The 14,662-nt window shown below is 50.7% G+C and carries 15 protein-coding genes; 7 read left to right on the top strand and 8 right to left on the bottom strand.

The features are described 5' to 3' along the window. Positions 1-111 precede the first annotated feature (111 nt). From Q3A88_RS06240 to Q3A88_RS06215, 6 genes are all read right to left on the bottom strand, one after another. On the bottom strand, positions 112-315 hold the full coding sequence (locus Q3A88_RS06240) for an HHA domain-containing protein (protein ID WP_005976087.1): 204 nt from the start codon (positions 313-315) through the stop codon (positions 112-114). Positions 316-368: 53 nt separating this feature from the next. After that, positions 369-737 (bottom strand): Hha toxicity modulator TomB, encoded by a 369-nt coding sequence (tomB, locus tag Q3A88_RS06235; RefSeq protein ID WP_010282247.1) that lies wholly within the window; start codon positions 735-737, stop codon positions 369-371. 597 nt (positions 738-1,334) lie between these two features. Then, entirely contained in the window at positions 1,335-1,478 is a 144-nt protein-coding gene (gene ykgO, locus Q3A88_RS06230) for a type B 50S ribosomal protein L36 (protein ID WP_005976091.1), read from the bottom strand. A 17-nt stretch (positions 1,479-1,495) separates the two neighbouring features. Further along, complete coding sequence (locus Q3A88_RS06225) at positions 1,496-1,744, bottom strand: type B 50S ribosomal protein L31 (protein WP_014914542.1); 249 nt, start codon at positions 1,742-1,744, stop codon at positions 1,496-1,498. A 231-nt stretch (positions 1,745-1,975) separates the two neighbouring features. After that, positions 1,976-5,104: an efflux RND transporter permease subunit gene (locus Q3A88_RS06220; protein ID WP_110163778.1), complete on the bottom strand. Its 3,129-nt coding sequence runs from the start codon at positions 5,102-5,104 to the stop codon at positions 1,976-1,978. 28 nt (positions 5,105-5,132) lie between these two features. Then, positions 5,133-6,326, bottom strand: a complete 1,194-nt coding sequence (locus tag Q3A88_RS06215) for an efflux RND transporter periplasmic adaptor subunit (protein ID WP_317177596.1) — start codon at positions 6,324-6,326, stop codon at positions 5,133-5,135. 165 nt (positions 6,327-6,491) lie between these two features. Between Q3A88_RS06215 and acrR the strand changes: the two genes are divergently transcribed. Continuing rightward, positions 6,492-7,133 carry a multidrug efflux transporter transcriptional repressor AcrR gene (acrR, locus tag Q3A88_RS06210; protein WP_110163776.1) on the top strand — a complete coding sequence of 214 codons (642 nt, stop codon included), beginning with the start codon at positions 6,492-6,494 and terminating at the stop codon, positions 7,131-7,133. Positions 7,134-7,189: 56 nt separating this feature from the next. Here the strand turns inward: acrR and rsmS are convergent, their stop codons facing one another. Both rsmS and priC read right to left on the bottom strand, forming a co-directional pair. Next, on the bottom strand, positions 7,190-7,360 hold the full coding sequence (gene rsmS, locus Q3A88_RS06205) for a pleiotropic regulatory protein RsmS (RefSeq protein WP_072010012.1): 171 nt from the start codon (positions 7,358-7,360) through the stop codon (positions 7,190-7,192). A 37-nt stretch (positions 7,361-7,397) separates the two neighbouring features. After that, positions 7,398-7,934, bottom strand: a complete 537-nt coding sequence (gene priC / locus Q3A88_RS06200; protein ID WP_233991085.1) for a primosomal replication protein PriC — start codon at positions 7,932-7,934, stop codon at positions 7,398-7,400. Positions 7,935-8,142: 208 nt separating this feature from the next. Here priC and Q3A88_RS06195 point away from each other — a divergent pair, with 208 nt between their 5' ends. From Q3A88_RS06195 to htpG, 6 genes are all read left to right on the top strand, one after another. Beyond that, complete coding sequence (locus tag Q3A88_RS06195) at positions 8,143-8,538, top strand: DUF454 family protein (RefSeq protein ID WP_317177595.1); 396 nt, start codon at positions 8,143-8,145, stop codon at positions 8,536-8,538. 217 nt (positions 8,539-8,755) lie between these two features. Continuing rightward, positions 8,756-9,310, top strand: a complete 555-nt coding sequence (gene apt / locus Q3A88_RS06190; protein ID WP_010286238.1) for an adenine phosphoribosyltransferase — start codon at positions 8,756-8,758, stop codon at positions 9,308-9,310. A 74-nt stretch (positions 9,311-9,384) separates the two neighbouring features. Continuing rightward, a complete protein-coding gene (gene dnaX / locus Q3A88_RS06185; protein ID WP_110163773.1) occupies positions 9,385-11,457 on the top strand; it encodes a DNA polymerase III subunit gamma/tau in 2,073 nt (690 codons plus the stop codon). A gap of 40 nt (positions 11,458-11,497) precedes the next feature. Beyond that, entirely contained in the window at positions 11,498-11,827 is a 330-nt protein-coding gene (locus tag Q3A88_RS06180) for a YbaB/EbfC family nucleoid-associated protein (protein ID WP_010286242.1), read from the top strand. Then, the gene (gene recR, locus Q3A88_RS06175) at positions 11,827-12,432 is read left to right on the top strand and encodes a recombination mediator RecR (protein ID WP_014914551.1); all 606 of its coding nucleotides are present in this window, start codon (positions 11,827-11,829) and stop codon (positions 12,430-12,432) included. The genes Q3A88_RS06180 and recR overlap by 1 nt, the downstream gene beginning before the upstream one ends. Before the next feature lie 180 nt (positions 12,433-12,612). Further along, positions 12,613-14,496, top strand: coding sequence for a molecular chaperone HtpG (gene htpG, locus Q3A88_RS06170; RefSeq protein ID WP_180774649.1), 1,884 nt, complete (start codon positions 12,613-12,615; stop codon positions 14,494-14,496). Positions 14,497-14,662 lie beyond the last annotated feature (166 nt).

Here is a 14,662-nt window from a genome sequence, read left to right as displayed (position 1 = left end):
TGTTACAAGTCTTACGCAATTAATACGTTAAAAAGATAATAAAAACAAAGGCCGATAATATTATCGGCGCAGTGTAATTAATGTCAGTTTTTGTATGCGTTTCGTTAGGAATTAACGAACGTATCGCCATACTGCAGTAGGGACTTTGTCGTAGAGTTTGTTCATCGTCAGTTCTGCAAGGCGATGATCGGCTGCGGAAAAGAACATCTCCAGTTCATCATTAGAGAGTTCATACTTGTTTTTTTCAATAACGCGTTCGAGGGTGTCAATGGTTGTGCATTTACGCAAACGCATCAAATAGTCGATTTTTTTCATAATGGCCTATGCAAGCAGTACCTGGTGGTTAAAAAATATAAATAAATTATTGCTTAAGTTTTAGCAGGCGTACAGATGTTCTCCCCTGAGAACATTCCGAATAATTTTGCTTTGGACTTCTGCCAACGCCGTAGTTCAGCATCATTAATACCATAGTTGCTAAACAAGACGTAAGTATCATCCAAATACTTTTCAACCTGCTCTGAAAGCTCACTTTCGTTAGGGTATTTTATTTTAAATGTGAGAATAAACGTAGCGATATGCTCAATAAGTTCATTTAATTGGAGATTGATCGCAGATGTTGGATCATTGACCCAGCCGTGACTGCTATCGCCTAACGTCGCTATGCTTTCGTCACACAGATTCTCACATAAGAATCTGAGTTGGGCAATATCATAATGTTTTGGTGTGTACTCATCCATATCAATCCCTCCGTTAAGCCGTTATTCAGTGTTACTGCGGTTAACACCTGGTAAACAGGTAGACTGATGAAGCTTACAAGATAAAACGTTAACGTTGTTTCGTATTCATGTTGTTACAGACAGGGCGTTGAACCATTGTGATTTGTTCTGTAGTGAATGAGAAAACAGTGATTATCGTCCCTCCTAGTATCTACTATGTCTTGAAATAGGGTTGGCGTAAATACCAACATATCATGACTTAACCTTAAGTATAGCTATGCCATGGTGGTTACGGTTACGCCATTCTATATATGACTATAGCAAAAACGTTCGTAAAATTCGCGGATAATAGGTAAGGTTTTCACTGCTATTTATTTTGATTAATCCTCAGATTTTTTGTTGTAACAATGAGCATAGAATAAACTCGTCTGCGGCTTATTTAATTATTTCTATCTGAAAATATGAGAAATGGCAGAAGGAATGCGAAGAGATTGCTCAGCGGATAAGGGCTTTTGGCACTCGTTATCTTATTGTTTCAGCAGTTTTTTCATGCGAATCATCCCGTGCAGTCTTGTTAGCGTCATAACACTGACTGTATCGGGATGAAGTCGAGAAAGATTAACCTTTTTTCTTTTTTCCGCCTTGTACGGCCTTAAAGCGCGGGTTGGATTTGCATATAACGTAAACTCGCCCGCGACGGCGGACCACAATACAATCCTTATGACGATTCTTTGCTGAACGTAGCGAACTAAGCACCTGCATTTTATAGCCCTCTCTGATTACTTGAAGAAGTTGCCAAAGCGCTGCTGGAAGCGCGCTGTGCTGCCTTCTTTGGAATATTCTTTTTGCTTCCCGGTATAATAGGGATGCGATGCCGAAGAAACGTCAATGGTGACGTAAGGGTAGCTGGCCCCCTCCAATTCAATGGTTCGATCGGTTTTAATCGTTGATCCCGTCTTGTAATAAACATCCGCGCTGGTGTCATGAAATACCACCGTGCGATAGTCAGGATGGATACCTGCTTTCATAGTTGCCTCATTTGTTATGTTATAACATATCTATTATGTTGCGCTTTTTTGACATCAGGATCAACCATTATGTTGTTGCAAGGTTGCAGCATTCTCTAAGTCACTATAGAGGTGGATAACGATGCAAATGGCCCTGTGCTCGTTTGATAAGAATGAGCTGAGAGGAAGGGCAGGAAAGTAAAAAAGGCCGCTAGGCGGCCTTTTAGGGGATATATCGATGGATGTTCAGCCTTAGTGTGCTGTTGTGTCGTCTACTTTTTTGCCAAAACGGCGGCGGACAACAACAAAGAACACCGGAACGAAGAAGATAGCCAGCACGGTTGCTGTAATCATCCCGCCCATTACGCCAGTACCAACAGCGTTCTGTGCACCGGAGCCTGCACCACTACTGATAACCAGCGGCATGACACCGAGGATAAAGGCAAGTGATGTCATCAGGATTGGACGCAAACGCATACGAACGGCATCAAGCGTTGCTTCAATCAGTCCTTTCCCTTCTTTCTCCATCAGATCTTTAGCAAATTCGACAATCAATATGGCGTTCTTCGCCGATAGCCCTATGGTTGTCAGCAGGCCCACCTTAAAGTAAACGTCGTTTTCAAGACCTGTCATATTCGCTGCAATTAACGCACCGATGATCCCCAATGGAACAACCAGCATGACGGAGAACGGTATTGACCAACTCTCATAAAGCGCTGCCAGACACAGGAACACGACAATCAGTGAAATGGCATAGATTGCAGGTGCCTGGTTGCCAGATAACCGCTCTTGATAGGACATACCCGTCCATTCGTAGCCGATACCTTGCGGTAATTGGGTCACGAAATTTTCCATCAATGCCATGGCTTCACCGGTACTCTTACCTGGCGCGGCTTGACCTTGGATCTGCATGGATGGTTGGCCGTTATAACGTTCCAGACGCGGTGAACCATATTCCCAGTGGCTCTGCGTGAATGCAGAGAATGGCACCATTTGTCCGTTGCTACCGCGGATGTACCAGTTTTTGATGTCATCTGGCAACATACGGAAAGGTGCATCGGCCTGAACGTAAACTTTCTTCACACGACCGCGATCGATAAAGTCATTTACATAAGAACCACCCAGCGTGGTTGCCAATGTTGAACTGATATCCGACAGTGACACACCAAGCGCCTGTGCTTTTTCCTGATCGATATCGAGACGGAACTGCGGTGTATCTTCCATCCCGTTAGGACGAACTTGCACCAGCGTATCAGGATGTTGTGCCGCCATGCCTAGCAGTTGGTTACGTGCTTCCGTCAGTTTTGCATGCCCAAGGTTAGCCTGGTCAATTAACTGGAAGTCGAAACCTGTTGCGGTACCCAGTTCGATAATCGCAGGAAGGTTGACTGCGAAAACCATCGCTTCTTTATACTGGCTAAAGGCCGCGTTTGCTCGGCCTGCAATCGCCATAACTTTATTTTCTGCGCCGCTTCGTTCACTCCAGTCACTCAGGCTGGCGAAGGCCAGACCGACATTCTGCCCACGGCCAGAGAATCCGAAGCCCGACACCGTAAATACAGATTTAACGTTACTTTTCTCATTCTCGAGATAGTAGTTTGTCATTCTGTCCATGATTTTCTGCGTATTTTCCTGCGTTGCCCCTGAAGGCAACTGAACGATGTTCAGGAGAACACCCTGATCTTCGTCTGGCAGGAAGGACGTCGGCAAGCGTAAGAACAGAAATGCCAGACCGACAACAATCAGCAGATAGATGACCAGATAACGGCCCGTGCTGCGCAGAATATTTGCCACACTATCGGTGTAGTGATGCGTGCTTTTCTCGAACAGTCTGTTGAACCAGCCGAAGAAGCCTTTCTTCTCACCGTGATCGCCTTTGGCGATTGGTTTTAGCAGCGTTGCGCAAAGCGCGGGTGTCAAAATCAATGCGACCAGAACCGACAGCACCATCGCAGACACGATTGTGATGGAGAACTGGCGGTAGATTGCCCCTGTGGAGCCACCGGTAAACGCCATCGGGACGAATACCGCGGACAGAACCAGCGCAATACCGACCAACGCACCTTGGATCTGCTCCATGGATCGTTTGGTTGCTTCTTTAGGCGGTAGACCTTCTTCCGCCATGACACGTTCCACGTTTTCCACGACGACGATGGCGTCATCCACCAGAAGCCCGATGGCGAGAACCATCGCGAACATCGTCAGGGTGTTAATGGAATAACCAAACGCGGAGAGGACCGCAAACGTCCCTAGCAAGACGACCGGCACCGCGATAGTGGGGATCAGCGTGGCACGGAAGTTCTGCAAGAACAGATACATCACCAGGAATACCAGTACGATAGCTTCCACCAGCGTTTTCACTACTTCGTTGATGGAGATCTTAACGAAGGGAGTTGTATCGTACGGGTAAACGACTTTCAGGCCAGCAGGGAAGAACTCTTCCGCCTTGGTCAATGCATTTTTTACTGCGGTTGCCGTATCCAGCGCGTTCGCACCGGTTGCCAGTTTGATACCGATACCGGCAGCGGGCTGACCATTGAAACGTGCAATCGTGTCATAGCCTTCTGCACCTAGCTCAACGCGAGCAACGTCTTTAAGGCGAACCTGAGACCCATCAGCGTTAACCTTCAGCAGGATTTTAGAAAACTCCTCGGCTGAATTAAGACGGGTCTGCGCAATGATAGAAGCGTTTAACTGTTGACCGGGAACCGGTGGCGCGCCACCCAACTGCCCAGCGGCGATTTGGTTGTTTTGCACTCGGATCGCTGCTGTAACATCGCCGGCTGTTAACTGGTAATTATTCAGTTTGTTCGGATCCAGCCAGATACGCATTGCGTACTGGGAACCAAACAGCTGCGCATCACCTACGCCAGATGTACGGCTGATTGGGTCTTTAACGTTAGCGGCCACGTAGTCAGCGATATCTTCCTGCGACATTTTGCCATCTTCACTGATGAAGGCGGCAACCATGAGGAAGCTGCTACTTGATTTCTGAACGTTAACCCCTTGCTGCTGTACTTCCTGCGGTAGCAGCGGCATGGCCAGTTGCAGTTTGTTCTGCACCTGAACTTGCGCGATGTCCGCGTCCGTACCTGCGTCAAAAGTCAGCGTAATCTGCACTGTACCTGAGGAGTCACTGCTTGATGACATGTACATCAGGTTATCGATACCGTTCATATTCTGTTCGATAACCTGCGTCACGGAATCTTGCAGCGTTGATGCATCGGCCCCTGGATAGTTTGCTGTTATTTCAATCGCGGGTGGTGCGATCGTTGGATACTGGGCAATCGGTAATTTAACAATTGCCAGCAACCCCGTCAGCATCACCATGATGGCGAGTACCCATGCAAAAATGGGTCGATCTATAAAAAACTTAGCCATGAATTATACCGGCTCCTGTTAGAACGTCTTAAGACTTCGCGGGTTCTGCTGACGCTTGCTGCGCCTGCTGATTTTCTTGAGCGACTTCTTTAGCTTTCACCTGCGCACCGGGTCTGATTTTTTGCAGACCAGTGACGATAACGCGATCGCCGGCTTTCAAGCCTTCGGTAACCAACCATTTGTCACCAACTGCCTTACTGGTTTTAAGCGTGCGAGGTTCCACTTTATCGCCTTCTCCAACCACCATCGCCGTAGCCTGACCACGTGGATCGCGGGTGACACCCTGCTGCGGAACTAACAAGGCTGTTGGGTTAACGCCAGAATCGAGACGCGCGCGTACAAACATTCCGGGGAGGAGGTTGTGCTGTGGATTAGGGAAAATGGCACGCAGCGTAATGGAACCGGTGGTTTCATCTACCGTGACATCGGAGAATTCTAATGTACCTGCCTCAGTATATTCAGTACCGTTTTCCAGCAGCAGGCGGACATTGGCTTTGCCTTCACTTTGTTTCAGCGTGCCGTTTTCCAGTTCTTTCTTCAATTGCAGGAAGTCGTTACTGGACTGCGTGACGTCAACATAAATCGGATCAAGTTGTTGAACGGTCGTTAATGCTGTTGCTTGCCCGGTTGCGACTAATGCGCCTTCCGTTACCGTTGATTTACCTACACGGCCTTCGATTGGCGAATTAACTTTGGTGTAAGCCAGATTGATTTGTGCGGTGTCCACTGCTGCTTTGGCAGCCTGAACGGCAGCATCAGCCTGACGAGAAGTCGCGACAGCCTGATCGTAATCCTGCTTGCTGACGTAGTTGGTGCCCAGCAGCGGCTTATAGCGATTAACGGTCAAACGGGCAATTTCTGCCTGAGCCTGAGCCTGAGCGAGTGAGCCTTTGGCGCTGTTGTAGCTTGCCTGATAGGTCGCAGGATCGATCTGATACAGCGATGCGCCAGCTTTAACGTCAGATCCTTCAACGAAGTTGCGTTTGAGGATAATGCCGCCAACCTGTGGGCGAACCTCAGCAATGCGGTAAGCACTTGTGCGGCCCGGCAGTTCGGTCATGACATTCAGTGCTTCCGTTTTCAACGTAACAATACCCACTTCAGGCATTTGCTGCTGTGCGCCGCCTTGCTGATTATTGCCGCTATCACATCCTGCGAGCATTAAGCCGCCGGAAAGCATCAGAACTGCCGCCAGAGGCGTTAGCCCTCTGTTTTTGTTCATAGATAAACCTCAAGTGTCCGATTTGAAATTGACCAATGGATCACAAGCTCAAAAACCCATTGCTGCTATAGTCTTATGTTCATGCTATGTTACATACATACTTGAATGTATGTAAATCTCACTTTCCTTCAAATACAGCGATATGGCACGAAAAACCAAATTATCATGGCACGAAAAACCAAAAAACAGGCTCAGGAAACCCGGCAACAGATACTGGATACTGCGTTAAGAGTGTTCTCTGAGCATGGTGTGTCTGCGACTTCATTGTCTGACATTGCGACTGCTGCTGGTGTGACCCGCGGTGCTATTTATTGGCATTTTAAGAACAAAGCCGAAATCTTTGATGAGATCTGGGCGTTAGCAGAATCAAAGATCAGTGAGTTTGAAATAGAGTATCAGACAAAATTTCCTGATAATCCACTCCGTGTGATGCGTGAATTATTGATTTATATGCTGCGTTTAACAGTTAGTGATACGCACTGGCGTTCCATTATGGAAATCGCTTTTCACAAATGTGAGTTTGTCGGTGAAATGTTGCAATCGTACAACGCGCGCAAAGAGCTCTATCTTTCCTGCTATGTCGATATTGAAGAAAATCTGATTGAGTGCATCCGCCTAGGCATGTTGCCGACGGATATTCATTCTCGTCGTGCGGCAATTGCGCTGCGTGCCTATTTTTCTGGTGTGATGGAGAACTGGCTATTTATGCCGGAAAGTTTCGATCTCGATCAGGAAGCCCCGTCGCTGGTGGATGCCTTTATCGATATGTTGCATTTTAGCCCGGCGCTACGTAAAGCCGCTGGGTAAGCTATTGAACGACGGCGCTAGCACCCGTTGCCTCTACGTGCTGAGTTATCTTTGCTTTAGGTAGAGGATTTAGCGCCACCTTCTTCTTGTGATAGCTTCTTTTCAAAATCGGTGCGCACAATCTCTAATGCGGCCAGCACGATACGCGGTTCGATCTGGTTTTCTTCCAGTAGCATAATCAAATCGACCGCCAGCTTGACGTCGGGTGGGGCGTTTTCAAGTGACATAAATCCGTTCCTCTTTTTCCTCGGCGTAGCCGCCGCGCTATAGTCCTTGTTCCCGGCGTTCTATCTGACGCTCCAGACGCGACAGCGCCTGACGGCAGCGTGACAGCCGTCCTTCCAGCGCCGCCAGCTCTTTCTGTAATCGTTGTTGTTCGCTGAAGAGCGTCTGCGTGGTGAGCAGGCTTTCTCTATCCTGAATCATGGAAAGTAAACGGCGTTCATAATCCTGATGTTCCGCCAGTTTGTGATACACATCTTCCGGCTGTGGAGCGGCATTTTTCTCCTGCCTGCGTAATGACTGCGTTGCCAGCTCACGCTGCAAGGCGGCTATCTGGCTGACTAGCTTTTCAGCCAGAAATGCCACGCGATCGGTGCGCTGTTCTGCAACTAACTGCTTTATCGCCTGTAGGTTTTGTTCAACTTCGGCGCGATAGTCACGTAGCCGGGTGCCGTAGCTGCTAAAAAGCTGACGATCAAAGCGCGATTGTGGCACGGCTTTATCCGCCAGCGGTTCAAGCTCTTTCGCCAGCGTGTTAATTTGTTGTTCAAGTGCCTGCAGCAATCGATGCGTGTTCACTTTTTTCCCTTACGGTAAGGCTGATGATTCAGCGAGTCGGCGCGTGGTAGATCGGCAGAGTGAGTCTGTGTCGCTTTAATACACTGCATGAGGATATCTTAACTAATTCATCGGGCAAGGTGGTGATAAAGTGTGATGGATATTGTCGTAGACAAAGCTTATTGAGTAGACAACGCATAGTGGTCGTGAACAAAGTATAAAGGTGAATATGTATCGCGTGTTGCTGATGATAGTGGGGTGGGTTTCCGTTGTGCTGGCAACGTTGGGCGTCGTGTTGCCTTTATTACCGACAACGCCTTTCTTGCTACTGGCCGCCTGGTGTTTTGCCCGCTCGTCCCCGCGTTTCCATGACTGGCTGCTGTACCGCTCCTGGTTTGGCAGCTATCTGCGCCATTGGCAGCAATATCGGGCGTTGCCGCCGGGGGCAAAATGGAAGGCAGTCACCATGATTCTGTTAACGTTCGCGCTGTCGCTCTGGCTGGTTAAGCTCGTCTGGGTCAGGATTTTGTTGTTGGTCATTTTGGCTATTTTGCTGACCTTCATGCTTCGTTTACCCGTGATTGATCCAGAACAACAAACGCAGGGCGCAGATCCGAAAAGATAGCGTAAGCGGCGACCTCTGTGACGGGAATACAAAAAATATGCACCCAGAGTGCGGATAGTTGCATTTGCCCGTCACTTTGACTAAATTTGACCGTTTTCGTGCGCGGGTCGCCATTTTCCTCTTTGTCATAATGCCTCTTCATCACCTCATGCGATGATGAAAGCCTTGTGGTGACCGGCATTTGTATGTTCAGAACGTTTTATCAGGCACAACTATGATGACCGTAACAGCGCAGCAGCAGGCAGAATTAATTAAAAACAGTATCAAAAGCATCCCCGATTATCCGAAGCCGGGCATACTGTTCCGTGATGTCACCAGCCTGCTGGAAGATCCTGTGGCCTATGCAGCCAGTATTGAGATGCTGGCAAACCGTTACCGCAACACTGGTGTGACGAAGGTTGTTGGTACGGAAGCGCGTGGTTTCCTGTTTGGCGCTCCGGTTGCGTTGGCGCTGGGCGTGGGTTTTGTTCCCGTGCGTAAACCGGGCAAGCTGCCACGCCCGACTATCAGTGAAAGCTATGAACTGGAATACGGTTCAGATACGCTGGAAATTCATGCAGATGCGATCTCCGCTGGCGACAACGTGCTGGTGATCGACGATCTGTTGGCAACTGGCGGTACGCTTGAGGCCACGGTGAAATTGATCCGTCGTCTGGGTGGTTCGGTCAATGATGCCGCGTTTATCATCAATTTGTTCGATCTGGGCGGCGAGCAGCGTCTGACCGAGATGGGCGTCACCTGCTATAGCCTGGTTGACTTCCCCGGACATTAATCATAACAGTCTCGCCGATAGCGGCGTGGCTGTGTTAGCATGATCGCCTCAATAACTCGACTGTTGCGGTATTGATGAGCTATCAGGTTCTTGCCCGTAAGTGGCGTCCCCAAACCTTTACCCATGTTGTCGGTCAGGAACATGTCCTGACCGCGTTGGCTAACGGCCTTTCCCTAGGCAGAATTCATCACGCGTATTTGTTTTCCGGCACCCGCGGTGTTGGGAAGACGTCGATTGCCCGTTTGTTGGCAAAAGGGCTGAATTGCGAACAGGGCGTGACGGCAACACCCTGTGGTCAGTGTGATAACTGCCGCGAAATCGAGCAGGGCCGCTTTGTCGATTTGATCGAAATCGATGCCGCGTCTCGCACGAAAGTCGAGGACACGCGCGATCTGCTGGATAATGTGCAGTACGCTCCTGCGCGTGGGCGATTCAAGGTGTATTTGATCGACGAAGTACACATGCTATCGCGCCACAGCTTTAATGCGCTGCTGAAAACGTTGGAAGAGCCGCCTCCGCACGTCAAATTCCTGCTGGCGACCACCGATCCGCAAAAACTGCCGGTGACCATTCTGTCGCGCTGTCTGCAATTTCATCTCAAAGCGCTGGATGTCGAACAGATTCGCGCGCATCTGGAGCAGGTATTACAGGCAGAAAATCTCGTCAGTGAGCCGCGTGCGCTACAGCTTCTGGCACGTGCTGCCGATGGGAGCTTGCGCGATGCGCTGAGTCTGACCGATCAGGCCATTGCCATGGGGCAAGGTCAGGTTACGACCGCTTCCGTCAGCCAAATGCTAGGTACGCTGGACGATGAGCAGCCGTTGGCACTCATTGAAGCGCTGGCGAAAGGTGATGGCGCACAGGCCATGTCGCTCTTAGATCAGGTCGCGGCGCGGGGTGTGGACTGGGAATCGCTGTTGGTCGAAACCCAGACGCTGTTACACCGCATTGCGATGGTTCAACTATTGCCCGCTGCGCTGGGTGATGATTACGCTGCGGTTGAAGCCCGCATGCGAGAGCTGGCGCGTGCGCTGCCACCAGCGGACGTTCAGCTTTACTATCAGACGATGCTCATTGGTCGCAAAGAATTGCCTTTTGCGCCCGATCGTCGGATGGGCGTTGAAATGACGCTACTGAGAGCGCTGGCGTTTCATCCCAGTCAGATTATCGCTGAACCTGTGGCACCCGTAAGCGCGGCGCCTGCTCAGGTTGCGCGTGCGCCGTCTATTCAGCCTCTTGTACAGCAGCCCGGTACTAGAGCATCGGCGACGGTTCGTGCGCCAATTCAGCCAAGCAGTGAGCCGCATGAAAACGTGCAGCCGCCATCTTATTCTCCTGAACCACCGCTGGATGCCTCTGCGTATGCGCCGCCGTTAGGGGAAATGCCTGCTTCAGCGGGTTCTGCGGATCAATATGGTGAGAGCGAGCTGCCTGATGCGACTTCTCAGCTGTTACAAGCTCGCAGCCAGCTCCTGCGAAAACAGGGGAGTACGCCACCAAAAAAGGCTGATCCGGCAGCGTCTGACAACACGCGGCCGGCAACCTCAGCGCTGGAGCGATTAGCTTCTGTGACTGAGCGCAGCATTCAACGGCAAAACGCGAAAACATCTCCCTCCGAGCCCAAAAAGCCGGAAGCGTATCGTTGGCGGGCGCAGAATAAAGTCGAAGAAGAGAAGGTCGACGTCGCAACGCCAAAAGCGCTGCGTTCGGCATTAGAACACGAAAAAACGCCGGAGCTGGCAGCACGGCTGGCGGAAGAGTCACTGGAACGAGATGCCTGGGCGGCGGAAATCCATCGCCTGACGCTGCCAAAGCTGGTACAACAGCTGGCACTCAATGCGTTTAAAGAGAGCGAAGAGGCGGGCAAAGTCCATTTGCATCTGCGTTCATCCCAACGGCATTTGAATTCGCCTGCGGCACAAAAGACGCTGGCGGACGCATTGACGGCTCACTACGGGCATCCTATAGAATTACTGATTACTGAAGACGACAATCCGGCGGTGCGGACGCCGCTGGAGTGGCGTCAGGCCATCTATGAAGAGAAGCTGGCGCAGGCGCGTCAGTCCATTTTGGCCGATACAACGATTCAAACGCTGCGGCGTTTCTTTGATGCGGAACTGGACGAAGAAAGTATCCGCCCTGTTTAACCGCTGCGAGTACGCAGCCCGACGTGATAGAGAGAAAACTATGTTTGGTAAAGGTGGAATTGGCAACCTGATGAAGCAAGCCCAGCAGATGCAGGAAAAAATGCAGCAGATGCAGGAAGAAGTGGCGAATCTGGAAGTCACGGGCGAATCGGGTGCAGGTCTGGTGAAAATTACAATCAACGGTGCGCATAACTGCCGCCGTGTTGAGATCGATCCAAGCCTGATGGAAGACGATAAAGAGATGCTGGAAGATCTGATCGCTGCAGCGTTCAACGATGCCGCTCGTCGTATCGCGGAAACGCAGAAAGAGAAAATGGCAGCGGTTTCCAGCGGTATGCAACTGCCGCCGGGCTTCAAGATGCCGTTCTGATGCAGACCAGTCCGCTTCTTGAGTCATTGATGGAAGCGCTGCGCTGCCTGCCGGGCGTTGGGCCCAAGTCGGCGCAGCGCATGGCGTTTCAACTGCTGCAACGTAACCGCAGTGGCGGTATGCGTCTGGCGCAGGCGTTGACGCGGGCGATGTCCGAAATCGGTCACTGTAGCGATTGTCGGACATTCACCGAGCAGGACGTTTGTGCGATTTGCTCGAATCCGCGCCGTCAGCAAAACGGACAGATTTGCGTGGTAGAAAGCCCGGCTGATATTCACGCCATTGAACAGACGGGGCAGTTTGCTGGTCGGTACTTTGTACTGATGGGGCATTTGTCGCCGCTGGATGGCATTGGCCCGGACGATATCGGTTTGGGGCGGCTGGAAGAGCGCCTGCAGGTGGAGTCGATAAGCGAAGTGATTCTGGCGACTAACCCGACGGTAGAAGGCGATGCGACGGCAAACTATATCGCTGAACTGTGCGCACAACACGGCGTGATGGCCAGCCGCATTGCACACGGTGTTCCCGTTGGCGGTGAGCTGGAAATGGTCGATGGCACCACACTTTCCCATTCGCTTGCAGGTCGTCAGCCTTTCCGGTTTTAATCTGTCGGCTGCCAGTATCATTATCTGGCAGCCGCAGTCTTGTTTTCCTCTTTCCTCTCACCGTTTTCTTTTTTCGCTGAAATTTACCCCTTGAAATCACCTTGGTTTATCCCCACTTGCTACTTATCGTCAGTTTAATCAGCCTGAATAATATTAGGATTGAGGTAAGCAACAATGAGTATGAAAGGCCAAGAAACTCGCGGGTTCCAGTCCGAAGTTAAGCAACTCCTGCATTTGATGATCCATTCGCTCTATTCCAACAAAGAAATCTTTCTGCGTGAATTGATCTCCAACGCCTCCGATGCCGCAGACAAATTACGTTTTCGTGCGCTGTCCGCACCTGAACTGTATGCGGGCGATGGCGACCTGCGCGTGCGGGTGTCTACGGATAAAGAAAAACGTACACTGACGATTTCTGACAACGGTATCGGCATGAGCCGTGACGAAGTTATTGATAATCTGGGTACGATTGCGAAATCCGGCACCAAGGCTTTTCTGGAATCTATGGGGTCCGATCAGGTTAAAGATAGCCAACTGATTGGCCAGTTCGGCGTGGGTTTCTACTCCGCCTTCATCGTGGCGGATAAAGTGACTGTGCGTACCCGTGCCGCGGGTGCGAATGCCGATCAGGGCGTGTACTGGGAATCTGCCGGCGAAGGTGACTACACCATCGCTGACATTACCAAAGACGATCGCGGTACGGAAATTACTCTGCATCTGCGTGAAGGTGAAGACGAGTTCCTGGATGACTGGCGTGTGCGCTCTGTCATCAGTAAATATTCCGACCATATCGCGTTGCCAGTAGAAATTGAAGCCCAGACGGAAAGCGAAGAAGAAGGCGGTGAGTCCACCGTTAGCTGGGAAAAAATTAACAAGGCACAGGCCCTGTGGACGCGCAGCAAATCAGAAGTCAGCGATGAAGAGTACAACGAGTTTTATAAACATATCTCCCACGACTTTACCGATCCGCTGAGCTGGAGCCACAACCGTGTGGAAGGTAAGCAGGAATACACCAGCCTGCTGTACATCCCAGCGCGTGCGCCGTGGGATATGTGGAACCGCGATCATAAACATGGCTTGAAACTGTACGTTCAGCGCGTCTTTATTATGGATGATGCCGAGCAGTTCATGCCGAACTACCTGCGTTTTGTGCGTGGCCTGATTGATTCCAACGATCTGCCGTTGAACGTTTCCCGTGAGATTTTGCAGGACAGCCGTGTGACGCAGAACCTGCGTAATGCACTGACTAAACGCGTGCTGCAAATGCTGGATAAACTGGCGAAAGACGACGCGGAAAAATACCAGACGTTCTGGCAACAGTTTGGTCTGGTGCTGAAAGAAGGCCCGGCGGAAGACGGCAGCAACCGCGAAGCGATCGCGAAACTGCTGCGCTTTGCCACCACGCAATCCGACAGCTCCGCACAGACGGTATCGCTGGAAGACTACGTTAGCCGGATGGTGGAAGGTCAGGACAAGATCTACTACATCACCGCAGACAGCTATGCGGCGGCAAAGAGCAGCCCACATCTGGAGCTGTTCCGTAAGAAAGGCATTGAGGTATTGCTGTTGTCCGAGCGTATTGACGAGTGGATGATGAGCTACCTGACCGAATTCGACGGTAAATCCTTCCAGTCAGTCAGCAAAGCGGATGATACGCTGGATAAACTGGCTGATGAAGAAAACGATGCGCAGAAAGAAGCACAGAAAGCGCTGGAGCCGTTTGTTGAGCGTGTGAAAACCCTGCTGGGTGAGCGCGTTAAAGATGTGCGTTTCACCTACCGTTTGACCGATACGCCTGCGATTGTCGTAACGGATGCGGACGAGATGAGTACGCAGATGGCGAAATTGTTCGCAGCGGCGGGCCAGCAAGCACCGGAAGTGAAGTACATTTTTGAACTGAACCCGGAGCACGCGCTCATTAAACGTGCGGCGGACGTTTCTGATGAGGCGGAGTTTGGCGAGTGGGTCGAGCTGCTGCTGGATCAGGCTCTGCTCGCCGAACGCGGTACGCTGGACGATCCGAACCTGTTCATCCGCCGTATGAATCAGCTGTTAAGTGCCTGATAGTGATACCCTCCAGACCCCGGTGTTAACCGGGGTCTTCCCCCTGATTTTACGTTTCCTTCCGTTATTGGGCGTTTCTTCGTCTACACTGAATGGCAACATTGGGCAGACGGCAAACCGTATTTTTAGGTATCTTGCTTTTTTTCATCTGCCTGCGCGTTGCTGA

It is taken from the genome of Pectobacterium sp. HCp5_1 (genome assembly GCF_032905925.1).
In the GTDB taxonomy this organism is placed as follows: Bacteria; Pseudomonadota; Gammaproteobacteria; order Enterobacterales; family Enterobacteriaceae; genus Pectobacterium; species Pectobacterium brasiliense_A.
The sequence above is the reverse complement of the archived record's forward strand: the minus strand, read 5'-3'. Positions and strand labels throughout refer to the sequence as shown.

Bases quoted from the DNA above. Each gene is read 5' to 3' on its own strand.
- Q3A88_RS06240 (WP_005976087.1), bottom strand. From the start codon at position 315: ATGAAAAAAATCGACTATTTGATGCGTTTGCGTAAATGCACAACCATT.
- tomB (WP_010282247.1), bottom strand. From the start codon at position 737: ATGGATGAGTACACACCAAAACATTATGATATTGCCCAACTCAGATTC.
- ykgO (WP_005976091.1), bottom strand. From the start codon at position 1,478: ATGCAGGTGCTTAGTTCGCTACGTTCAGCAAAGAATCGTCATAAGGAT.
- Q3A88_RS06225 (WP_014914542.1), bottom strand. From the start codon at position 1,744: ATGAAAGCAGGTATCCATCCTGACTATCGCACGGTGGTATTTCATGAC.
- Q3A88_RS06220 (WP_110163778.1), bottom strand. From the start codon at position 5,104: ATGGCTAAGTTTTTTATAGATCGACCCATTTTTGCATGGGTACTCGCC.
- Q3A88_RS06215 (WP_317177596.1), bottom strand. From the start codon at position 6,326: ATGAACAAAAACAGAGGGCTAACGCCTCTGGCGGCAGTTCTGATGCTT.
- acrR (WP_110163776.1), top strand. From the start codon at position 6,492: ATGGCACGAAAAACCAAAAAACAGGCTCAGGAAACCCGGCAACAGATA.
- rsmS (WP_072010012.1), bottom strand. From the start codon at position 7,360: ATGTCACTTGAAAACGCCCCACCCGACGTCAAGCTGGCGGTCGATTTG.
- Q3A88_RS06195 (WP_317177595.1), top strand. From the start codon at position 8,143: ATGTATCGCGTGTTGCTGATGATAGTGGGGTGGGTTTCCGTTGTGCTG.
- apt (WP_010286238.1), top strand. From the start codon at position 8,756: ATGACCGTAACAGCGCAGCAGCAGGCAGAATTAATTAAAAACAGTATC.
- dnaX (WP_110163773.1), top strand. From the start codon at position 9,385: ATGAGCTATCAGGTTCTTGCCCGTAAGTGGCGTCCCCAAACCTTTACC.
- Q3A88_RS06180 (WP_010286242.1), top strand. From the start codon at position 11,498: ATGTTTGGTAAAGGTGGAATTGGCAACCTGATGAAGCAAGCCCAGCAG.
- recR (WP_014914551.1), top strand. From the start codon at position 11,827: ATGCAGACCAGTCCGCTTCTTGAGTCATTGATGGAAGCGCTGCGCTGC.
- htpG (WP_180774649.1), top strand. From the start codon at position 12,613: ATGAAAGGCCAAGAAACTCGCGGGTTCCAGTCCGAAGTTAAGCAACTC.